This window comes from Flavobacterium sp. RSP15, from assembly GCF_003968755.1.
Classification (GTDB): Bacteria; Bacteroidota; Bacteroidia; order Flavobacteriales; family Flavobacteriaceae; genus Flavobacterium.
This window is the reverse complement of the sequence record NZ_RYDL01000002.1, coordinates 55,760-77,842: the sequence shown is the minus strand read 5'-3', so window position 1 is coordinate 77,842 and position 22,083 is coordinate 55,760. Positions and strand designations below refer to the sequence as shown.

The 22,083-nt window shown below is 36.2% G+C and carries 25 protein-coding genes and 1 riboswitch; of the genes, 4 read left to right on the top strand and 21 right to left on the bottom strand.

Translation table 11 applies throughout. From position 1 onward, the window contains the following. The first annotated feature begins 13 nt into the window (after positions 1-13). Together EKM00_RS02690 and aat are read left to right on the top strand one after the other, a co-directional pair. The gene (locus EKM00_RS02690) at positions 14-391 is read left to right on the top strand and encodes a DUF3127 domain-containing protein (protein WP_126515149.1); all 378 of its coding nucleotides are present in this window, start codon (positions 14-16) and stop codon (positions 389-391) included. A 101-nt stretch (positions 392-492) separates the two neighbouring features. Next, positions 493-1,131 (top strand): leucyl/phenylalanyl-tRNA--protein transferase, encoded by a 639-nt coding sequence (gene aat / locus EKM00_RS02685; RefSeq protein ID WP_126515148.1) that lies wholly within the window; start codon positions 493-495, stop codon positions 1,129-1,131. 3 nt (positions 1,132-1,134) lie between these two features. On the opposite strand, the gene EKM00_RS02680 is transcribed toward aat, so the two are convergent. From EKM00_RS02680 to rplM, 14 genes are all read right to left on the bottom strand, one after another. Beyond that, positions 1,135-1,845 carry a HesA/MoeB/ThiF family protein gene (locus EKM00_RS02680; protein WP_126453938.1) on the bottom strand — a complete coding sequence of 237 codons (711 nt, stop codon included), beginning with the start codon at positions 1,843-1,845 and terminating at the stop codon, positions 1,135-1,137. Positions 1,846-2,078: 233 nt separating this feature from the next. Further along, entirely contained in the window at positions 2,079-3,206 is a 1,128-nt protein-coding gene (thiH, locus tag EKM00_RS02675) for a 2-iminoacetate synthase ThiH (RefSeq protein WP_126515147.1), read from the bottom strand. An 80-nt stretch (positions 3,207-3,286) separates the two neighbouring features. Next, positions 3,287-4,057 carry a thiazole synthase gene (locus EKM00_RS02670; RefSeq protein WP_126515146.1) on the bottom strand — a complete coding sequence of 257 codons (771 nt, stop codon included), beginning with the start codon at positions 4,055-4,057 and terminating at the stop codon, positions 3,287-3,289. Further along, a complete protein-coding gene (locus EKM00_RS02665; protein ID WP_126515145.1) occupies positions 4,044-4,676 on the bottom strand; it encodes a thiamine phosphate synthase in 633 nt (210 codons plus the stop codon). The genes EKM00_RS02670 and EKM00_RS02665 overlap by 14 nt, the downstream gene beginning before the upstream one ends. Then, a complete protein-coding gene (locus EKM00_RS02660; RefSeq protein WP_126515144.1) occupies positions 4,669-5,424 on the bottom strand; it encodes a hydroxymethylpyrimidine/phosphomethylpyrimidine kinase in 756 nt (251 codons plus the stop codon). Before EKM00_RS02660 ends, EKM00_RS02665 begins: the two co-directional genes overlap by 8 nt. After that, positions 5,400-5,996, bottom strand: a complete 597-nt coding sequence (locus EKM00_RS02655; RefSeq protein WP_126515143.1) for a thiamine phosphate synthase — start codon at positions 5,994-5,996, stop codon at positions 5,400-5,402. Before EKM00_RS02655 ends, EKM00_RS02660 begins: the two co-directional genes overlap by 25 nt. Positions 5,997-6,028: 32 nt before the next feature. Beyond that, positions 6,029-7,873: a phosphomethylpyrimidine synthase ThiC gene (thiC, locus tag EKM00_RS02650; protein WP_126515142.1), complete on the bottom strand. Its 1,845-nt coding sequence runs from the start codon at positions 7,871-7,873 to the stop codon at positions 6,029-6,031. Between the two features lie 104 nt (positions 7,874-7,977). Further along, complete coding sequence (gene thiS / locus EKM00_RS02645; protein ID WP_126515141.1) at positions 7,978-8,184, bottom strand: sulfur carrier protein ThiS; 207 nt, start codon at positions 8,182-8,184, stop codon at positions 7,978-7,980. Positions 8,185-8,247: 63 nt separating this feature from the next. Beyond that, positions 8,248-8,344, bottom strand: a riboswitch (TPP riboswitch). 81 nt (positions 8,345-8,425) lie between these two features. Beyond that, positions 8,426-8,992: a DNA-3-methyladenine glycosylase I gene (locus EKM00_RS02640; RefSeq protein WP_126515140.1), complete on the bottom strand. Its 567-nt coding sequence runs from the start codon at positions 8,990-8,992 to the stop codon at positions 8,426-8,428. Next, positions 8,989-9,642 (bottom strand): queuosine precursor transporter, encoded by a 654-nt coding sequence (locus EKM00_RS02635; protein WP_126515139.1) that lies wholly within the window; start codon positions 9,640-9,642, stop codon positions 8,989-8,991. Before EKM00_RS02635 ends, EKM00_RS02640 begins: the two co-directional genes overlap by 4 nt. Positions 9,643-9,789: 147 nt before the next feature. Then, positions 9,790-10,614, bottom strand: coding sequence for a translation elongation factor Ts (gene tsf, locus EKM00_RS02630; protein WP_126515138.1), 825 nt, complete (start codon positions 10,612-10,614; stop codon positions 9,790-9,792). A gap of 107 nt (positions 10,615-10,721) precedes the next feature. Next, positions 10,722-11,534, bottom strand: coding sequence for a 30S ribosomal protein S2 (gene rpsB / locus EKM00_RS02625; protein ID WP_126515137.1), 813 nt, complete (start codon positions 11,532-11,534; stop codon positions 10,722-10,724). 180 nt (positions 11,535-11,714) lie between these two features. Continuing rightward, positions 11,715-12,101, bottom strand: a complete 387-nt coding sequence (gene rpsI / locus EKM00_RS02620; RefSeq protein ID WP_126453913.1) for a 30S ribosomal protein S9 — start codon at positions 12,099-12,101, stop codon at positions 11,715-11,717. Beyond that, a complete protein-coding gene (gene rplM / locus EKM00_RS02615) occupies positions 12,101-12,556 on the bottom strand; it encodes a 50S ribosomal protein L13 (protein ID WP_066080505.1) in 456 nt (151 codons plus the stop codon). The genes rpsI and rplM overlap by 1 nt, the downstream gene beginning before the upstream one ends. 340 nt (positions 12,557-12,896) lie before the next feature. On the opposite strand from rplM, the gene EKM00_RS02610 reads away from it, so the two are divergent. After that, positions 12,897-13,922 carry a LacI family DNA-binding transcriptional regulator gene (locus EKM00_RS02610; RefSeq protein WP_126453911.1) on the top strand — a complete coding sequence of 342 codons (1,026 nt, stop codon included), beginning with the start codon at positions 12,897-12,899 and terminating at the stop codon, positions 13,920-13,922. 259 nt (positions 13,923-14,181) lie between these two features. Here the strand turns inward: EKM00_RS02610 and EKM00_RS02605 are convergent, their stop codons facing one another. The 4 genes from EKM00_RS02605 to EKM00_RS02590 form a co-directional block, all read right to left on the bottom strand. Further along, the gene (locus tag EKM00_RS02605) at positions 14,182-15,138 is read right to left on the bottom strand and encodes a geranylgeranylglycerol-phosphate geranylgeranyltransferase (protein WP_126515136.1); all 957 of its coding nucleotides are present in this window, start codon (positions 15,136-15,138) and stop codon (positions 14,182-14,184) included. A gap of 92 nt (positions 15,139-15,230) precedes the next feature. After that, the gene (locus EKM00_RS02600; protein ID WP_126515135.1) at positions 15,231-16,169 is read right to left on the bottom strand and encodes a mevalonate kinase family protein; all 939 of its coding nucleotides are present in this window, start codon (positions 16,167-16,169) and stop codon (positions 15,231-15,233) included. 57 nt (positions 16,170-16,226) lie between these two features. Then, entirely contained in the window at positions 16,227-16,421 is a 195-nt protein-coding gene (locus tag EKM00_RS02595) for a hypothetical protein (RefSeq protein ID WP_126515134.1), read from the bottom strand. A gap of 44 nt (positions 16,422-16,465) precedes the next feature. Continuing rightward, positions 16,466-17,569 carry a diphosphomevalonate/mevalonate 3,5-bisphosphate decarboxylase family protein gene (locus tag EKM00_RS02590; protein WP_126515133.1) on the bottom strand — a complete coding sequence of 368 codons (1,104 nt, stop codon included), beginning with the start codon at positions 17,567-17,569 and terminating at the stop codon, positions 16,466-16,468. A gap of 276 nt (positions 17,570-17,845) precedes the next feature. Between EKM00_RS02590 and EKM00_RS02585 the strand changes: the two genes are divergently transcribed. Continuing rightward, the gene (locus EKM00_RS02585) at positions 17,846-18,322 is read left to right on the top strand and encodes a TspO/MBR family protein (RefSeq protein ID WP_126515132.1); all 477 of its coding nucleotides are present in this window, start codon (positions 17,846-17,848) and stop codon (positions 18,320-18,322) included. Between the two features lie 42 nt (positions 18,323-18,364). Here the strand turns inward: EKM00_RS02585 and EKM00_RS02580 are convergent, their stop codons facing one another. The 3 genes from EKM00_RS02580 to EKM00_RS02570 all read right to left on the bottom strand — a co-directional run bounded on the left by EKM00_RS02580 (position 18,365) and on the right by EKM00_RS02570 (position 22,071). After that, complete coding sequence (locus EKM00_RS02580) at positions 18,365-19,573, bottom strand: NAD(P)/FAD-dependent oxidoreductase (protein ID WP_126515131.1); 1,209 nt, start codon at positions 19,571-19,573, stop codon at positions 18,365-18,367. Further along, a complete protein-coding gene (locus EKM00_RS02575) occupies positions 19,570-20,247 on the bottom strand; it encodes a glycerophosphodiester phosphodiesterase (RefSeq protein ID WP_126515130.1) in 678 nt (225 codons plus the stop codon). The genes EKM00_RS02580 and EKM00_RS02575 overlap by 4 nt, the downstream gene beginning before the upstream one ends. Positions 20,248-20,391: 144 nt before the next feature. After that, positions 20,392-22,071 carry an alpha-amylase family glycosyl hydrolase gene (locus EKM00_RS02570; protein ID WP_126515129.1) on the bottom strand — a complete coding sequence of 560 codons (1,680 nt, stop codon included), beginning with the start codon at positions 22,069-22,071 and terminating at the stop codon, positions 20,392-20,394. Between the last annotated feature and the right edge of the window lie 12 nt (positions 22,072-22,083).

Genomic DNA, 22,083 nt, shown 5'->3' with positions numbered 1-22,083 from the left:
AAAAACAACGAAGATGGAAGTTACAGGAAAAATTAAAATGCTTGGGGATGCAAAAAATGTGGGAAGCGGAAGTTTCTTAAAAAGAGAATTGGTAGTAACCACTGAGGAGCAATATCCACAACATATTTTAGTAGAATTTGTACAAGATAAATGCGATTTATTGAACAGTTTTAAAGTAGGTGAAGCGGTTAAAGTTTCGATCAATTTAAGAGGACGCGAATGGGTTGACCCACAAGGAGTGACTAAATATTTTAATGCAATTCAAGGATGGAGAGTAGAAAGAGTAGCCACAGAAGCCACTGCTGCTCAAATGCCTCCGATGCCGGCTGCTGCAGCATTTGCACCAGCAACAAACCTAAACGAAGAAGAAGCAGACGATTTGCCTTTCTAAGGGATGAAAAAGTTAGAATTTAGAAGTCAGAAGTTTGAGTTTTACTTGAATTTCTGACTTTTTTATTTTTTGAAATTGGTATTGATTTTTGAAATTGAAAAATGTATTATTTATCCCCAACCTTATTTTTCCCTCCTGTTGACCAAGCCAATTGCGATGGAATTTTGGCCATTGGAGGTGATTTGTCCCCGGAACGCTTGCGACTTGCGTATCAAAGCGGCATTTTTCCTTGGTTTGAAGCGGGAGAACCCATTATGTGGTGGTCTCCAAATCCCAGAATGGTGCTGTTTCTCGATGAATTGATTGTATCTAAAAGCATGCGAAATATCCTGAACCGGAATATTTTCAGTGTTACTTTCAATCAAAATTTCAGAGATGTAATTTCAAATTGTCAAAATATAGAACGTGACGGTCAAAACGGGACTTGGATTACCAATGACATGATTGAAGCGTATTGTAAGCTGCATGAATCAGGTATTGCAAAATCAGTTGAGGTTTGGCAAGATAAAGTATTAGTTGGTGGTTTATATGGAATTGATTTGGGAGGTGTTTTTTGTGGTGAAAGTATGTTCTCGAAAGTATCTAATGCGTCGAAAACGGCTTTTATAGCTTTGGTCAACCAATTAAAAAAAGAAGATTACAAACTTTTGGATTGTCAGGTTTATAATCCGCATCTTGAAAGTTTAGGTTGCAGGGAAATCGACAGAACAGATTTTATGGAAATTTTAAAAAGTAAATAACTCTTAAAATTCCAGCTTCTTAAAACTCCAATCCAGCGTATTAAAAAGAACCAATTCATTTTCCAATGTCGGTAAATCCATAACAAGTTTCAACGTTTCATGCGCCATCATAGTGCCAATAATCCCAGGGAGCGTACCCAATACTCCGTTCAAATCACAATTAGGAACATCTTTAGGATTTGGAGGTTCTGGGAATAAGTCCCGAAGATTTTTATTTCCATTATGGTTAAAAACGGACATTTGCCCCTCGAATTTTAAGATGCTGCCGTAAATTAATGATTTTCCTAATGTTACGCAAGTATCATTTACCAGATAACGGGTTTTGAAATTATCACAACCGTCAACAATTACATCAAAATCCTGGATGATTTGTACTGCATTTTTAAAGGTTAATTTTTCTTCAAAAGCAACAACATTAATCAATGGATTCAGAGTTTCTATAACCGATTTTGCCGTGATTGCTTTTAATTGACCAACGTGCCTCTCCGTATATAAAATTTGACGGTGTAAGTTGTGCAATTCGATTTTGTCAAAATCAACTATACCAATAGTTCCTACTCCGGCCGTTGCAATATATTGTAAGATTGGACAACCCAATCCGCCTGCGCCGATCACTAAAACTTTCGCTTTTTTGAGTTTTTCCTGTCCGGAATCGCCTATTTCCGGCATCATCATCTGGCGGTTATAGCGTAAAAAATCTTGAATAATACTCATTTTTTTAGTCTTAAAGTTGAGAAGTCATAAAGTTGGAAAGTCATAAAGTCAAAAGTCATAAAGTCAAAAGTCATAAAGTTTTAAAGTCAAAAACAAGTCAGTTCGAGCGCAGTCGATAACTTTTTTTAAAGTTAGTTGCTATTAGTAATAAATATTAAGGTGTGGCCCCATGTTGCTTTCTAAATTTTTAGACTCTTGTCTCTTGTCTAATTTTTTTGTTGATTTCTAAACTTTTAGACTTTCGACTTTTGACTAAAATTTCTGTCCCAATCTTTCCAAACGGGCTCGTATCCTTTGCTGGAAATAATTTTTGCAATCTCTGCCGCAGAACGTTCGTCACTGATTTCAAATTGCTCCAAGGATTGTGGGTCAACTGAATAACCCCCAGGATTAGTTTTAGAACCGGCACTCATACTAGTGATTCCAATTGGAATAATATTGTCCCGGAATTTTTCGTTCTCCCGGGTAGACAGGGAGATTTCTAAGTCTTCATTCCACAAACGGTAGGCACAAATGAGCTGGGTCAAATCAGCATCATCCATGATAAAGTTGGGTTTAATTACACCTTCTGCCGGTCGTAATCTGGGAAATGAAACTGCATATTTCGTTTGCCAATACGTTTTTTGTAAATAATCTAAATGCAAGGCATTAAAAAAACTGTCAGTGCGCCAATCTTCTAATCCCAATAAGACACCCAAGCCTATTTTATGAATGCCCGCAGTTCCTATGCGATTGGGTGTTTCTAAACGAAAATCAAAATTGGATTTCTTTCCTTTGGTATGGTACTGTTTGTAAACATCACGGTGGTAGGTTTCCTGATAGACTAAAATCGAATAGACCCCGGCTTCGTGTAATTGTTCGTATTCTTCTGTTGACAAGGGTTGTACTTCGGCTGAAATGGTGGAGAAATCGTTTTTTATCTGAGCAATTGCCTTTAGAAAATAATGAATGTTTACGGTCTGATTGGCTTCGCCGGTTACTAATAAAACATGATCAAATCCTGCTTTTTTTAAGACTTCAATTTCTTGTGTAATTTCATTTTCGGTAAGTGTTTTTCGTTTAATTTTGTTGTCTAAACTAAACCCACAATACGTACAAATGTTTTGGCATTCGTTGCTTAAATACAAAGGCGCATACATTTGAATCGTTTTGCCAAATCTTTTTTTGGTTGATTCCTGTGTGAGTTGTGCCATTTGCTCTAAGTAAGGTTTCGCAGCAGGTGAAATCAATCTCAGAAAATCATCGAGACTGCGTTTTTTTTTGTCTAACGCAGATTCGACTTCTATCGAAGTGGTATGGTATATTTTTGTTTTGATTGTTTCCCAATCGTAGTTGTCAAAAACCGATCTAAATGTGTTCATTGTTTAAGTTGGTTATTAGTACTCATCTTTTTATTATCCTGTTTACGCTCCCTCTCCTTTGGAGAAAGTTGGGGAGAGGATTACTCATACAAAAACGCGGTCAAAGGACTTGAAGCCATTGCACGATTTACTTTTTGGGCTAATTGTGATTCGAATGCTTTTCGACCTGCGATAACGGCTTCTCTAAAAGCCTCTGCCATCAATATAGGATTTCCAGCTACTGCTATTGCTGTGTTTACTAAAACCGCGTCAGCTCCGAGTTCCATCGCTTTTGCTGCGTCGGATGGTGCGCCAATTCCAGCATCTATAATCACGGGAACTCTGCTCTGTTCAATTATTATTTCTAAAAAATCGATCGTTTTTAATCCTTTGTTGCTACCAATTGGAGAACCTAAAGGCATCACCGCCGAAGTTCCTGCGTCTTCCAGTCGTTTACATAAAACGGGGTCGGCATGGATGTAAGGCAAAACGATAAATCCTAATTTGGCTAATGCTTCCGTAGCTTTTAAGGTTTCGATTGCATCGGGCATCAAATATTTTGGATCGGGATGAATTTCCAGTTTAAGCCAATTAGTCTCCAACGCTTCTCGTGCTAGTTGTGCCGCAAAAACCGCTTCTTTGGCATTTCGTGCGCCAGAAGTATTGGGTAGCAAATTAATCAGCGGATGTTTGAGATGGGATAAAATGGCATCGGTTTCCGTTTCTAAATCGATACGTTTTAGTGCTACGGTTACTAACTCGCTTCCAGAGGCTAAAATGGCTTCTTCCATCTGTTGGTTAGAACCGAATTTTCCTGTGCCTAAAAACAAGCGGGAATGAAAGGTCTTGTCTCCTATTTTAAATGGTATCATATAATTTGTCGTTAAGTTGCTTGATGAGTTGAGATGGATTTTTGCTTTGGGTGATCAAACCAGAAGCTGCAATACCCTGAATTCCAGTTTCCATCAGGTCTTCTACGTTTTCTAGTGTGATTCCTCCAATGGCATAAATGGGAATTTGGATGTTTTTTATTTTCATTTGTTGGATAATCAATCGATACCCTTCCAATCCTAAAATGGGACTTAAATTTTGTTTGGTTGTCGTAAATTGAAATGGACCCAGACCTATATAATCACAGTTTTCGGCTGTCCTTTGGCGCACATCTATAAAAGTATTTGCCGTTCCTCCAATGATTTTTGTTGTTCCTAAAATTAGTCTTGCTTCTTCCACTTTCATATCACTTAAACCCAAATGAACGCCATCGGCATCCAATTGCTTTACCAAATGCACGTTGTCATTGATGATAAAAGTGGCTAAATATTCTTTACATAACATTTTTACGGCTTCCGCCAAAGTGAAAACTTCAAGCGCGTTTTGATTTTTGAATCGCAATTGTATCCAATGGCAACCATTGTCCAGTGCTTTGTGAATGTTGTGCAATTGTTCTTCGACTGTATTTCCTTGCGAAATGTAGTGTAGCTTATTATACATGATGGTATCCTAATTTGGTTTGATTAGATTGTAAATAGGTTTCTATATATTTTTTGGCATTGATGCAAGCTGTTTTCAGGTCTAATCCCAAAGCTAAATTGGCTGTAATCGCTGATGATAATACACAGCCAGAGCCGTGTTTCTCGAAAACCAGAGTCTTATTTGGCGTAAGCCTGAAGGTTTCCTTTCCGGTATACAAACAGTCAACACCAATTGCCCGAGGATTGTGACCGCCTTTCAATAATACAGCGCACTGTTTTGACACCTCTTGAGCAATTAATTCAGGATTTTTTTCTACTACGGAAAGTTGTAGAATTTCATTATAATTGGGTGTTATTAAATCTATTTGTTCTAATATTTCAATCAAAATAGTATGATTGTCTATAGTTATAAAAGGGAATTCGGTTGTCGATTTTAAAACGGTATCCCAAACAATCTTTGTTTTTGGCGAAAGCTTTTTTATAGCAAAAACAATTTTTTTTAAACAATCCAGTGAAGGAACAATTCCAATTTTTACGGCTTTGATGCTATAATTTTCAAACAATTGATCCAGTGATCTCATAACAAAATCTTGGTCAGTCCAGTGCATTTCGAAGAACTGATTTTCGGTTTGAATGGTGTTACCGGTATTGACGGCAAAACCATAAACGTGATGTTGCTCGAATGTCTTGATGTCTGCTAAAACTCCCGCGCCTCCAGAAGGATCAAAGCCTGCAATTGTTACTACGAAAGGTCTGTTTTCTTGCATTGTTTAAAATTTTCTATTGGATGGTTACTATTCCAAATGGCACCTAAAAGTGCCACATCATCAAAGCCATATTTTAATGCCGTTTTAATTTTATCAGCTGTAATTCCACCAAGTGCTACTAATGAAGTTTCGTCATTCTTCCTTTGTTGCAATGCTTTTTTAAAGTCAATATCCGAAGCATACTTTGGTTTTGAAATACTTTCGAAAACAGGACCAAAAAAAGCATAAGCAAAAACAGTAGGTAGTTCTTCAAAATCAATCATTTGATGAATCGAAGTAGAGAGTTTAAATCCACTTTCTTTCCAGTTTTTTAAACTTTTCTCCGATGTTTCAATTCTTGCTTTTTCTGTAAAATGAATCCGATGTATTCCAGATGCTAAAGCCAGTTGGTGATGACTGTGCAAAACCACTTGCTGACGGAAATCTGATTTTATTTCGGATAAAAAAGCGTTCATTTCTGTTTCTGAAAAATCAGGTTTCCGAATATGAAGCAACTCCAGTCCATTCTCAAAAAGAGAATGAATGGTGTCGATTTCATTAATTACAGGAATTGGATTTGTGATTACGATCATAATCTTTTTTCTTTCCTCTTTCTTCTACAGTCTTATAAGTAAATTTCTTTGCCGCTTTCTACAAATTCTTTTGATTTTTCTTTCATGCCTTTTTCGGCTTCAGCTACATCGCGAATTTCTTGTGAAATTTTCATAGAACAAAATTTTGGTCCACACATGGAACAAAAATGAGCTACTTTGGCACCATCTGCTGGTAATGTTTCATCATGAAATTCACGAGCAGTATCGGGATCTAAGGACAAGTTGAATTGGTCTTCCCAACGGAATTCAAAACGGGCTTTGCTCAAGGCATTGTCACGGTATTGCGATCCAGGATGCCCTTTGGCCAAATCAGCAGCATGAGCCGAAATTTTATAGGTGATCACACCGTCTTTTACATCTTTTTTGTTGGGTAAACCAAGGTGTTCTTTTGGAGTCACATAGCACAACATCGCACAGCCATACCAGCCAATCATAGCAGCTCCAATTGCAGAAGTGATGTGGTCATAACCCGGAGCTATATCCGTTGTTAATGGTCCTAAAGTGTAAAACGGAGCTTCGTCACAATGTTCTAATTGTTTGTCCATGTTTTCCTTTATCATGTGCATGGGTACGTGACCGGGGCCTTCAATAAATACCTGAACATCGTGTTTCCAAGCTATTTTTGTCAGTTCGCCAAGTGTTTCCAATTCGGCAAACTGCGCGGCATCATTCGCATCGGCAATAGAACCAGGGCGTAACCCATCTCCTAATGAAAACGCTACGTCATATTGTTTCATGATTTCGCATATATCTTCAAAATGAGTGTAAAGAAAGTTTTCTTTGTGGTGAAACAAACACCATTTTGCCATAATCGAACCACCACGGGAAACAATTCCGGTAACACGTTCCGCAGTCAAATGGATGTAGCGCAATAAAACACCGGCATGGATGGTAAAATAGGAAACCCCTTGTTCTGCTTGTTCTATTAACGTATCCCGATAGACTTCCCAAGTGAGATCTTCGGCCACGCCATTTACTTTTTCCAAAGCTTGGTAAATAGGCACGGTTCCAATTGGCACAGGAGAATTTCGGATAATCCATTCTCTGGTTTCGTGAATGTTTTTACCGGTTGATAAATCCATAATCGTGTCAGCTCCCCAGCGGCATGCCCAAACTGCTTTTTCAACTTCCTCTTCGATTGTTGAGGTTACGGCGCTGTTGCCAATGTTAGCATTAATTTTCACTAAGAAGTTACGACCCACAATCATAGGCTCACTTTCTGGGTGGTTGATGTTATTTGGAATTATGGCACGGCCTCTTGCTACTTCGCTGCGGACAAATTCAGGGGTGATTTTCCCCACTCCGGTTCTCCCAGAAGGTGAGGGAGTGTTTGCGCCCCAGCTATTTCCTTCGTGTTGCTGTTGCATGGCCTTGGTTTGATCGTTTATCAACTCCAAGCGTTGGTTTTCGCGAATGGCTATGTATTCCATTTCGGGAGTAATGATTCCTTGTTTTGCATAATACAATTGGGAAACGTTGGCTCCTTTTTTGGCGCGCATGGGTTTGTGCAAATATTCAAAACGCAATTCGTTTAATTTTTCGTCATTCAAACGATTTTTCCCATATTCAGATGAGATTTCAGTCAGTTCTTCTACATCATTACGGTCCAGAATCCATTGTTCCCGAATGCGGGGCAATCCTTTTCGAATGTCAATTTCTATATTTGGGTCGGTAAATGGGCCCGAAGTATCATAAACCGTTACAGGTGGATTTTTTTCTATTCGGCCATTTGACATTTTAGTGTCAGCCAATGCAATTTCTCGCATCGCTACTTTTATGGGATGAATGGTTCCTTCTACGTATATTTTTGTAGAGTTTGGAAAAGGAGTGGTTGATATTTTTTCTTCGTATTTCATATTTTTTTTATTGAAAGATTTAAGTATTAAAAAATTGAAAGATTGAAGAGTAGATTTGATAAATATTTTAATCTATAAATCTTTCAATCTTTAAATTAAAATGGTTATCCACCTTGAGTTGCAGAGATGATTAGAATGTTATCGGTTTCTTGTATCTGGTAAGAATTCCAGTTGGATTTTGGGATCACGGTATTGTTTATGGCTACGGCAATTCCGTTTTGTTTTATGGGAATTTCGAAGTCAAGAAGTGCCTGAACAGTAAGACTGTCAGTTGCAAATTGTTTCGTTTGATTGTTGATTTTGAGTTCCATTCCTTTTGAATTTAGTATACAGTTATACTTTAGGAATGGCTACAAGAGTACATAAATGTACTAGGAAGTCATCTTACTTTTTCCTACGCTAGTATGAACTAGATCAGGTTCAGAGGGTAATTCTCAGCCTACAATGTTGTAGACACCCCTAAAGTGTGAAACAAATGTAATGGTTTTTTTGATTAAAGTTTCGGATTTAAAGTTTTATTTGATAATTTAACTGTCGAAAACGGATTACTCACTACTGTTTTTTCCAGCAATCTGCAACGTGGTCATCAACCATTCCGGTGGCTTGCAGGAGTGCATAAACTACCGTTGAACCGACGAATTTGAATCCGCGTTTTTTTAAATCCTTACTTATTGTATCTGAAAGCGGAGTAGTAGCCGGAACTTCTTGTAAAGATTGTCGGTTGTTTTGAATGGGTTTTCCATCAGTGAATTTCCAAACATAATTTGAAAAACTGCCAAATTCTTCTTGTACTTTCATAAAGGCTGCCGCATTTGATACTGCCGACCTAATTTTTAATTGATTGCGAATTATTCCGGCATCTTGAAGTAATTCATGGATTTTATTTTCAGTATAAAGCGCTATTTTTTTATAGTCAAATTGGTTAAAAGCAGCTCTAAAATTTTCTCTCTTGTTCAAAATAGTAATCCAACTGAGTCCAGCCTGAAACGTTTCAAGTAGTAAAAATTCAAATAAAGTGGCGTCCTCATACACGGGAACACCCCATTCTTCGTCGTGGTATTTTTTATACAAAACGCTAGAAGTACACCATCCACAGCGGGGTTTATCGTCTGTAATCATTTGTTATCAGTGGCTAAATAGTTTTTTATAATGTAGTGACCCAAGTAAATTAAAGGAGTCAAGAGAATGGCAATACCAAGTTTAAATGTATAGCCTGTTAAGGCGGAGGTTAAAAATGTATCAAAGTTTATTTTTCCGGGCAACCAAAAAGCGATTCCCAACACAATAAAAGAATCGAATAATTGCGAAATGATAGTAGAACCCGTAGCTCTGAGCCATATTTTTTTGTTTCCTGTACGGTTTTTGAAAAACCAAAAAACGCTTACGTCTATCAATTGAGAAACTAGGAACGCAATGATACTTCCCACTATGATCCACATGCTTTGTCCAAAAACGGCAAAAAACTGTTCGTCATTGACTGGGCTTATTCCTTTTGCGGCGGGAATATTGATCGCAAAAAGTAAAACAAGGAACGAGTAGACGATTAAACCGGCTGTGATTAAGGACAATTTCTTTACTCCTTTTTCTCCAAAGTATTCATTGATTAAATCAGTTGTCAGGAAAACAATAGGCCAAGGCAAAATACCGATGCTCATTACAAACGGACCTATTTGTATCAGTTTCCCACCGATGAGTTCAGCAGTAACGGCGTTAGTAATGAATATTCCGGCGAGAATAACGAATACAAGTTCTTTTTTGGTTTTGAACATAAATAAAAATTAAATTTCAAATTTAGTGTTTTAATTTTTTTTCAAACAAAAAAAATCCCATCTTGTTTTAGAACAAAATGGGATTTTATATTGAGGTTAGAAAACTTCTAAAATAAATTTAGAGATTCTAAAACCATTTTAGGATGATTATCCTAACGCAGCTCTTTTAAAACCGGTAACGATAAGATCTTTGTCTAAAGATTTAACATAAGCAGCAACGCTCATTTTGTTGTCTTTGATATAATCTTGGTTTACTAACGTATTGTCTTTAAAGAAACGGGCTAGTTTACCTTTAGCGATATTGTCTAACATTGCTTCTGGTTTTCCTTCTTGACGTAGGATATCTTTAGCAATTTCTATTTCTTTAGCGATTGTGTCAGCATCGACACCCGTTTCGTCTAAAGCAATTGGAGCCATTGCAGCTGCTTGCATAGACACGTTTCTTGAAACTTCCTCAGCACCTTCTACATTTGCAGATAGCGCCACTAAAGTAGCAATTTTGTTTCCGGAGTGAATGTAAGATCCGATAAAAGCACCTTCTAATTTCTCGAAAGTTCTGATTTCTAATTTTTCACCGATAACACCAGTTTGCTCGATTAATTTATCAGCAACAGTGATTCCATTGAAATCAGCCGCTAAAAATTCTTCTTTTGTGTTGAAGTTCAATGCTAAATTAGCCATTTCAGTAGCCATTTTTACAAAGTTTTCGTTCATCCCTACGAAGTCAGTTTCACAGTTTAATGTGATCGCAACTCCGACAGTTTTGTCAGCGTTAACAACAGCAATTGCAGCACCTTCTGTAGATTCTCTATCAGAACGATTTGCGGCTACTTTTTGTCCTTTTTTACGTAAGTTTTCGATAGCTAAATCAAAATCTCCTTCTGCTTCAACCAAGGCTTTTTTGCAGTCCATCATTCCTGCACCAGTGATTGTTCTTAATTTATTTACGTCTGCAGCAGTAATTGTTGCCATAATTTTTTTATTTTAAAGATTAAAAGATTGAGAAATTTAAAGAGTTCATTATCAATTTTACAATCAATAACTTTTATCTTTAAATTCTTCAATCTTTAAATTTATTTTTATTCTTCAGTTGCAGGAGTTGGAGCTACTGTTTCAGTAACAGGAACAACTACTTCTGCAGCAACAGGAGCTACTACTTCGGTTGTTGCTTCAGCAACAGGAAGATCAGTTTCTTTATCAGAACCTCTATCAGAAAGTCCTTCGATAATTGCACCAGTTACTAAAGTTAAGATTTTGTCAATTGATTTAGAAGCATCATCGTTAGATGGAATTACGAATTCAACCTCTCTTGGGTCAGAATTGGTATCCACCATAGCGAAAACTGGAATGTTTAATTTTTGAGCTTCTTTTATTGCGATATGTTCTGCTTTGATATCAACTACGAACAATGCAGCTGGTAGTCTTGACATGTCAGCGATTGAACCTAAGTTTTTCTCTAATTTAGCACGAAGACGATCTACTTGCAAACGCTCTTTTTTAGAAAGTGTCATGAAAGTACCATCTTTCTTCATTTTATCAATAGTTGCCATTTTTTTAACAGCTTTACGGATAGTTACGAAGTTAGTTAGCATTCCACCAGGCCATCTTTCAGTGATGTAAGGCATGTTTGCAGCTTTAGCTTTTTCAGCTACGATGTCTTTTGCTTGTTTTTTGGTAGCTACGAATAATATTTTTCTACCTGATGCAGCGATTTTTTTCAAAGCGTCATTCGCTTCTTCAATTTTTGCTGCTGTTTTATAAAGATTGATAATGTGTATACCATTACGCTCCATATAAATGTAAGGGGCCATATTTGGATCCCATTTTCTAGTCATGTGTCCGAAGTGTACACCTGCTTCTAGTAATTCTTTTACTTCTACTTTGTTTGACATTTTTTGTTTAGTTTACGTTCTGTTGATTAGCAATGTTCCTTTTTAATTTAAAGATTCAATCTTTTAATTGGGTTTCATTTAGATGCTAAACTAATTTCCCGTCTCAACGGGACAACAACAACATTGTTTTTAAATTTAATAATCAATACGTCTTGTATAAATAATACAAGACAGGTACTATTAACGTTTAGAGAATTGGAATCTCTTACGAGCTTTCTTCTGACCGAATTTCTTACGTTCAACCATTCTTGGATCTCTTGTCAATAAACCTTCTGGTTTCAGTATCGCTCTGTTTTCAGCATTTACTTCACACATAACGCGTGCTAATGCCATTCTTACTGCTTCTGCTTGTCCAGTTGAACCACCTCCGTAAACGTTCACTTTTACATCAAAGTTTGTTACATTTTCTGTCATGGACATAGGTTGTAATACTTTGTACTGTAACGTTGCAGTTGGGAAGTATGTTTCGAATGCTTTTTTGTTTACAGTGATCACTCCAGTTCCTTCCGAAACATAAACACGTGCAACAGCGGTTTTTCTTCTACCGATTTTGTGAATAACTCCCATTACTTAAGATCGTTAAGGTTAACTGTTCTAGGTTTTTGAGCGCCTTGTTTGTGCTCTGATCCTACAACAACATTTAAATTTCTAAAAAGTTCAGCGCCTAATTTGTTTTTAGGTAACATTCCTTTTATCGCTTTTTCAACTAGTAATGCAGGGTTTTTTGATTGCAATACTTCAGCAGTTAAAGTTCTTTGTCCTCCAGGATAACCAGTGTGACGGATGTAAGTTTTTTCTTTCATCTTGTTTCCTGTAAGGTTGATTTTTTCTGAGTTGATAACAATTACGTTATCTCCACAGTCAACATGTGGCGTATAACTTGCTTTGTATTTACCTCTAAGGATCATTGCGATCTTCGAAGCCATACGACCTAAGTTATGCCCATCAGCATCTACAACAATCCACTCTTTTGTAACGGTGGCTTTGCTTGCTGATTGTGTCTTGTAGCTTAATGCGTCCATAATATTATTTTAATTAAACATTCCATCCCCAATAAAGGGGTTGCAAAAGTACAATTAATTATTTTAATTACAAATACCTTAAAAGATTATTTTTTTCTTGTTTTAGTGCTGATTATCAAATGTATATTTGAAATATTTTTCCGGCAATGAATTTAGAATTAATCGAAACCGTCGATAGATTGTTTTGTTTTGAATTTTTATGTAAATTTATTGAATATTCCTCATTTTTCAGAACCAATTTTTATATTATAATCGCTATTTTTGTCGATCTAATTGTTAATATTCTATTTATTTACATCTTGTCCCTTTTTTCTATATTAATTACAATAAACATTTTTTTATGAAAGCCAGAGCTACACTAAAACAAATCGCAAAAGAACTGAATGTTTCTGTTTCTACAGTTTCAAAAGCACTTAATGATAGTCCGGAAATTAGTGAGTTAACCAAAATAAAAATAAAAGAATACGCAAAGCTAAAAAATTACAAGCCTAACGTAATTGGTTTGAACTTAAAAAACAGGAAAACAAAAACCATTGGGGTGATTATTCCTAATATTTTGAATTCTTTCTTTGCCAAAGTATTTAGTGGTATTGAAAAAGTGGCTGATGAAAAAGGATACAACGTGATTATGTGTATTTCAAATGAATCTTTGGATAAAGAAGCGCATACTTTGGAGATGCTCAGTAATGGTACTATCGACGGATTTATTGTTTCAGTGTCTGAAGAGGCTCAAAAAAATCAGGAATACAGTCATTTTTCGGCAATCATTAATGATGGAACTCCTATTGTGATGTTTGATCGAATTGCGGATGGAGTTGATTGTGACAAAGTTATTGTGGATGATTTTGATTCGGCCCTCGATTCTACTCAACATTTGATTGATTTAGGGTGCAAAAATATAGCGTTGTTTTCTTCGGTTGATAATTTGAGTGTCGGTAAATTGCGGGCCGATGGGTATTTGAAGGCGCTGGAAATTAACAATATTCCCGTTAATAATGCTTTAATTCTGAGAACTGATTCGGATGAAAATCTAAATAATCTCATAGAAAATATTTTTGATACCAATACAATTGACGGGATTTTTGCTTTGGACGAAAATGACTCCGTGGCTGCTTTGAGAATTGGACTCAAAAAAGGATATAAAATTCCCGAATCACTTTCTATCATAGGTTTTGCCGATGGTATACTGGCTTCCCGTAGGTTGTCTCCCAGTTTGACCACGGTCAGTCAGCATGGCATAGAAATAGGCGAAGTTGCTGCTAAACTGCTTATTGATCGACTGGAATCTAAAGAAGAACACATTCCCTATGAAACGGTCGTCATTAAGACAAAATTGAAAGAAAGGGAGTCAACAAGAAAACTTTAAAAGATCATATAACAATTCTGCGGAATCGCGTTTAGCAATGAAATGAACCCGAAAAAGAGTTTTTACGATGCCATAAAGCATAAAATCTGTTCTTTTTTGTTTTTATTGAACACATCATAGATGAGAATTAAAAAATCACTAGCGCTTTTATTAATTTGATTTTTAATTTTATAATAGGAACCTTTTTTCTGTTTCAAGAGAATGACCAGCGTGAAATGGAGGTTTTTTTTAGTTTTTGTAATTCTTAAAAAAGCATTATCTAAAGCATCATCAGCAATCTTTTACCGTGCCATAAAACACTCGGATCGATTAGTACAATACAAAATACTCCAGAGACAATTAAAAATTTCAGGATATTATGAAGCAATAGGAATTGTGGTTTAGCATTTGATTTCCACAAGTAAAGCAGGCATAAAATAAGGATTATGAGAGAGGAATAAAAATAAATATCCATATATCCCACATCGTAAATTTCGATTAAAACGTAAACGGGTAAAACGGTAAGTAGTGTCAAAAAGGTTATGATTTTTTTTGAAATTTCTTCGCCATAAACAATGGGAATCGTTTTATAATCAGTAATCAAATCACCTTTCAGATTTTCTAGATCTTTAATCATTTCCCGAATCAGCAGCAATAAGAACAAAAAAGAGGCATGCACAAATATTACTCCAAGCTGTCTTTTGTAATTTTCAATTTCTTCAAACGGGATCTGATTGTAGTAATACAATAGTATGGCAAAAAAAGGGGTCACGGCAAGTAAAGCTGCTGTCAAATTTCCTATTATAGGGTATTTTTTTATTTTATGGGAATAAAACCAAATAACGAAAATGTAAAGGGAAAAGAAGAAAAAAGCACGCCAGGAAACAAACAGAGCCATTAAGGCAACAATGAAATTTAATGTAAAATAGACATTTAATTTTGTTTTTTGACTCACTAATCGATCTAACATGGACTTGTTAGGGCGATTGATTAAATCTTTTTGGCTGTCATAAAAATTATTGATAATATATCCCGAAGCAATTGTTAGTGATGAAGCAAAAACCAAGATAAATAAATTGAAATCGAGTAAAATAGCCAAAGCTCTTGTGTCAGGAGCCAAAATAAATATGGCTGAGAGGTATTGTGCCAGGATAATGACCGGAATGTTGTAGCCTCTAACCACAGAGAACAAACTTGCAATTTTTATTAGGAGAAGTTTGTGCTGCCTGCTTAACATTTAGATTTATTTAAGAATGTGCTCCCAATAATAAGGGTACTATTTTAGGTTTTCTTCTCCCTTTCCTTTGGATAGGGTTGGGGAGAGGATGTTTAAAACTGGTACACGACTTCTAGTTTATACTCTTTCAGGGAAATTTTGGCTTTTTCTAAATCTTCTGTGAATCCTAAGATGTAACCACCGCCACCAGAACCACATAATTTCAAATAATAATCATTACTGTCAATTCCTTGTTGCCAGATGCTATGAAATTGTTCCGGAATCATTGGTTTAAAGTTATTCAAGACCACTTTAGATAGTTTCTTGGTATTCATGAACAATGACTTCATGTCACCACCTAGGAAATTTTCAACGCAGGCATCCGTATATTTTACGAATTGATTTTTTAACATGGCACGGAATCCTTTGTCTTTCAGGTTTTCCATGAAAATATTCACCATCGGAGCTGTTTCGCCTACAATTCCGGAATCTAACAAAAATACGGCTCCTTTGCCGTCAAAGCTTTGATTTGGAATTCCGGTAGCTTGAATGTTATCTTTAGAATTGATTAAAATAGGGATACTCAGATAGCTGTTCAAAGGATCTAATCCAGAACTTTTTCCGTGAAAAAAACTCTCCATTTGAGAAAATATATTTTTTAGCTGCAATAATTTTTCACGAGTCAAATTTTCCAGAACGGTAATTTTATTTTGAGCATATTTATCATAAATGGCGGCTACAAGTGCGCCACTGCTGCCTACGCCATAACCCTGAGGAATACTGGAATCAAAATACATTCCGGTTTCCACATCGTTTTTCAAGAGATCTAAATCAAAAGTAACCAGATTGGGGTGTTCGTGCTGTAAGGTGTCTAAATAGGCAACAAAACGTCTTAAATTTCCATTTGATTTTACCGCTTCCTCAGACGTGTTTCCGTCTCTTTTTAGTGCGCCATTATAAAAATTATAAGGAATTGAAAGCCCTTTTGAGTCACGTATAATTCCGTATTCTCCAAAGAGTAGTATTTTTGAGTAAAATAAAGGTCCTTTCATATGATGTTGTAGGTTAACAATATAATCTTGCTAATCAAGAGTATTAGTGAGCAATTTTTATAATTCGAGTTGATCTCCACGATTTGCTTCCTGAATTTCAAGGTCGATTTCTTCTTGTTGTTCAGGTGATAAATCTTTCCAAACCGCTTTTTTTTGTGATTTGAAAATATTTTTTAATGCCTCGATTATCGATTTGTCGTCAGTTTTTAACAACAATCGTATCAATTCTAATTTTTCTGATTGAATGTCCATGTTTTCAAGTCTTTAAAAATTAAAGATAGTGAAAAATAAATAAATTAAAGCAATACCGCTCCATTTCCAATTTGGTCACAAATGTACTGACCATTTTGACAATAGCCAACTAATTCGTGCTGAATAAATTGTAACACTTTCTCTTTGTGATCAAATGGATATAAAACATGCACATTTGCTCCGGCATCCAGCGTGAAACAAACAGGAATTTTAGTCTTATTTCTAAACTTCCAAATCGCATTTATAATCTCCAACGTATTCGGTTTCATTAGTATAAAATAAGGCATCGAAGTCATCATCATGGCATGTAAAGTTAAGGCTTCGCTCTCTACAATTTTGATGAATTCGTCCAGATTTCCACTTTCGAAAATTGAGATCAGTTGGTCTAAATTTTCATGTGCTTGAGCAAATCGCCTTTCGGCAAAAGGATGGTTGTGCATCAAGTCATGACCAACGGTACTCGAGACTTGTTTTTCACCTTTGTCAACTAGTAAAATAGTATCTTGGAAATTCTTGAAATTAGCATGTATCGCATTTGGAAATTCCACGCCAAATAAATCAGAACTTCTGGAAATGTTGGCGTGATTTCCCCACACTACAACTTGTCCTTTTACACTTCGGCAAGCGCTTCCTGAACCCAAACGTGCCAGCAAAGACGCTTTCTGATAAAAATATTCTTTGGTCATTTCAGGGTTTAGTGCTTTTTCTAAACTCATTAAGTTCATCGCCAACGCAGCCATTCCAGATGCCGATGAAGCAATTCCGGAACTGTGCGGAAAAGTATTTTCCGTGTCAATCGTAAAATGGTAGTCTTTTAAAAAAGGCAAATAGATTTCAATTCGTTCCAGAAATTTTTGAATCTTTGGTTTGAAATCTTCTTTTGGTTGTCCCTCAAAAAGTAAATCAAAAGAGAAATTATTACCCGTCACATTGAGCTCAGGGGAAATGTTTTTTTTGGCGAAAGTCAATTTAGTAATCGTTTTGCAATTATTCAACGTAAAACTCACCGAAGGATTCGCAGGAATTTGATTGTCCTTTTTCCCCCAATATTTTACAAGAGCAATATTGCTGGGCGCGCTCCATTGAAAATTGCCTTCTTCAATAGAATGTGTATATTTTGATGGAATAAAATCGTTTGCTGAAATCATGAATGTATAAATTTACGCAAAGATACTTTTTTTGCGTTATTTGTTTATTCGAATAGATGGTTAATCGTTAGAAAGATTTGAGTAAATTTGGGCAATAAAAATAATCATGTAAGTCCTTCAAGGATTTTAACCATCTAGGAATTAAGATTCATTAAGAATTGAACTTAATTTTTCTTAATGGTTAGAATTGTAAAGTTTACGAGATAATCAGTACACTTATTGTTTCTTAAATGGCTTATATGTTTCCAGAAAACAGTACATTTCAATAAATTAAAAATGAATAAAATCACCCGAATATTAGCTGTTGTTGTCACCTGTCTTGCCATTGGATATTTCTCTGGAACGGTTACTCGTTCCGCCATTACCACTTGGTATCCCACTTTGATAAAGCCAAGTTTTAATCCTCCTAATTGGGTTTTTGCACCTGTTTGGAGTATGTTATATGTGATGATGGGTGTTGCTGCAGGATTAGTATGGGATAGAATAGAGGTAGAAAAAGAACTAGTAAAAAAAGCGTTGATTTTCTTTGCAATACAATTGGCATTAAATGCTTTGTGGTCGTATTTATTCTTTGGATTACACAACCCGATGTTAGCCGGGTTAGAAATTATTGTGCTTTGGCTAATGATATTTGAAACCTACCTTCAGTTTTCTAAAATCAATAAAATTGCGGGTTATTTATTCATTCCGTATTTGGCTTGGGTAAGTTTTGCAGCAGTTTTGAATGGAAGTATCTGGTGGTTGAACAGATAGGTTTTATTCTTTCAAGCTTCCACACTGTGAAAGGGCTGATTATTATATAGCACTCGCCACAATAAACCCACTCGTCCAGGCATTCTGAAAATTGAATCCGCCTGTAATGGCATCAATATTTACTATTTCACCAGCAAAATAAAGGTTTTCATGCAATTTGCTTTCCATGGTTTTAAAGTTGATTTCCTTTAAATCAATTCCGCCTGCAGTTACAAATTCTTCTTTGAAGGTGCTTTTTCCATTCACTTGAAAAGTCCCATTTGTCAATTGATTAGCTAGATTTTGCAGTTGAATTTTAGACAAATCCGCCCATTTTGTCTCCACTTCAATTCCGGAAGCGAGAACCAAACTTTCCCATAATCTATTGGTTAATTCGAAAGGAGATTTCTTGGAAACTGATTTTTTCGCGTGTTCCTGTTTTAAATCTTTTAGTTTCTTCTCGACATCCGTAGTATCTTCATCATTTAACCAATTTATAAAAATGGTAAATTGATAACTTTTGTCATGTAAGATTCGGGCTCCCCAAGCGGAGAGTTTCAATATCGCCGGGCCACTCATTCCCCAATGGGTAATTAACAACGGACCTGTTGATGTAAGTTTGGTGTCTTTTACCTTTACGGTTACTTGTGCCGCAACGCCAGGTAATTCTTTTATTCTGGAATCTTTGATGTTAAAAGTGAATAGGGAAGGAACTGGGCTGACAACTGCGTGACCAAAATTCTGTAACATTTCCCATACTTTAGGATTACTTCCTGTGGCTAGAATTAGTTTTTCGGCAAGATAATTTTCAGTTTGGGTTTCGATTTTCCATTCATTCTCTTTCTTGAAAATTGATTGTACACTTTGTCCTGTAAGCACTGCAATACCCAGTTTTTGTGTGGCAGTTAGAAAGCAATCAATAATTGTTTGTGAAGAATTTGAAACGGGGAACATGCGTCCGTCTCCTTCTATTTTTAATTCTACACCATGTTTCTCAAACCATTCAATCGTATCGCCAGAACAGAACTGATGAAAAGGACCTCGTAATTCTTTTTCGCCACGCGGATAAAACTTCACCAATTCATTTGGCTCAAAACAAGCGTGCGTCACGTTGCATCTTCCGCCGCCGGAAATGCGAACTTTTTGCAATACCTCTGCACCGCGCTCCAGAATGGCAACTTTCAGTTTTGGATTTTTTTCTACAATATTTATCGCTGTAAAAAAACCTGCTGCGCCACCGCCTACTATTATTATATCAAAATTCTGATTCATATTCTATTTGGGAAATCGGTTATGATTCCGTTTACGTTGAATGTTTTTATTTTTTCAATATCTTCTAATTCATTGATAGTCCAAGGAAAAACCTGCAATCCTTTTTCTTGCATTTGCGCCGTGTTTTCTTTTGTCAATAAATGAAAATGCGGATGAATGGATTTTGCCTGAATGAATTTGGCGAAAGCCAAAGCCAAGTCTAAATCAGTTTCCGTTAAAACGCCAATTGAAATTTTATCATTTAAAAACGCCACTTGCTGCAACGCATTCCAATCAAAACTGGAAATTAAAAAACGATCGTATTTCCAACCTTTTTTAGCAATATATTTTTCAATGAGTGAGACTACTTTGTCTGTTGCTTCGTAGCTTTTGAGTTCAATATTGATCAGGCAGCCTTGGTTTACCAAATCAAAAACCTCTTGTAACGTAGGGATTTGGTGCTTTCCATTTATTCGAAATGCTGTTAATTCTTGCAACGATAAAACTTTTACAAAACCTTTTCCATTTGTCGTTCGGTCAATGGTTTCATCGTGAATAACGATTATTTCACCATCAGCGCTCAAATGCACGTCGAGTTCAATACCGTCTACTTGCATGTCTAATGCTTTTTGGAACGAAACCAAGGTGTTCTCCGGTTCGTATCCTTTTGCACCACGATGTCCAATTTTGAGCATTGCTTTCTAATTTTGAGTAAAGATAAACATAAAAAAAACGCCTTCATTTCTAAAAGCGTTTGGATTTAAGTATGGAACCTAAATTCAGTTTAACTTTTTCGGTTTCATCTCCCTTTCTTTTGGAGAGGGTTGGGGAGAGGACCTTTATTTTTTCATTTCTAATAAAACAATGTCAAAGTCGGTTCGAATAGTCACTTTTCCTTTTGAAACTTTGGCTTCTTTCCCGGAATAGGCATCCCTTACTTTAGATCCATCTTTAAAAATAGGGGCTACAATAATTTCTTTTTTGCCAGTAGAGAGATCCAGACCAACCACTACTTTGTCTGCGAAAGTTCCTTTAGTGTATGTTCTTGAAAATGTGTAGGGCGTGTCCGAAATCATGGTGTGAATTCCAGCTCCCACAGCAGGATGGTTCTTTCTGAACTTTCCTAATTTTCTCCAGTGTGTCAGTATTTTTTTTGTTTCAGGATTGGATTTTATGTCTTTCCAGTTCATAAAGGAACGCAAGGTAGCATCGCCGTTTGTACCTTCAATTACTAAGGGACGTGCACTCTCATCACCATAATATACTTGAGAAAGTCCTGGACTCAACAATAATTTTGTACCGGCTTCGATGCTTTTGGTGCGTTTTGCGTCAAATGGAGCGCCGTCATCATGTGAGGATAAATAGTTTAAAACACTGTATCCTTTTAGGTCGTTGTTGAGCCTGTCAGAGTATTTTGAGAATATGAATTCATAGTCTTTTTGGGCGTCCCATTTGAACTCAAAATTAATCATGTTGTTGAAACCATTTTTAAAATAGTTTATTTTTTTATCTCCAAAATCAAAATCTTGTCCGCCGCTGATACCATAATTATAGACTTCGGCAATGGTGTAAAAGGAGTTGTTATCCAGTACTTTTGTAGGGTTTTTTTTCTTCCAAGTCTCAAATGAATAGTCACATTGCGTTTTGAAATCTGCCCAGACGGTTTCGTCTGTATGTTTTACGGTATCTCCTCTGTAGCCGTCTATCCCATAATCAGCAACGTAGTCTGTCAGCCATTTTATGATGTAATATTTTGGAGTTTTAGGATAGCCTGTCCGAGAAAAAAAAGCATCTAACTCATTCATTTCCTGTTCGTATCTACCTTCTTTTTTCCATTTTTCGACAAGAAAAGGAGGTAAGTCTACATTCTGGGTGCTTTCAGTTCTGATATCTGGAAGATTGGCCACCAAAGTGCAGGTTGTTGTATTTTGATAATTTTTATAATCACAAACCGGATTGGTACGAACCCAGTAATTTGGCCAAACAGTATCTATTTCAGTCACAGGACCGGTGTGATTAATGACGCCGTCAAGAATGATTCTGATTCCTCGTGCATGCGCTTTTTTTACTAATTCAGCTAACTCTTTTTTAGTTCCAAAATTGGGATCTAATGCCGTCCAATCTTTGGCCCAATAGCCATGATAGCCATAACTCAATCCAGTGCCTTCATCTACAGCGTCATGAATTTGTTCCACTACAGGAGTAAACCAAATGGCATTTATCCCTAGTTTGTCAAAATAACCTTCTTCAATTTTTTTAGTAATTCCTTTGATATCTCCTCCTTCAAAACCACGAAGTTTTCCTGTAGTTTTAGTTCTGTTTAAAGTAATGTCATTGGAACGATCACCATTATTAAAGCGATCTGTCATAAGGAAATAGACATTAGCACCTTCCCAGACAAAAGGGGTTTTTTTTGTCTTTTTTATTGGAGTGTTGTTTTCCGTAACAGGTTTGGTACCGGAACAACTCACGCAAAAAGCGAGCACGGATAGAATTAATAGTAAAGATTTTTTTTTCATTTTTTTTAAATT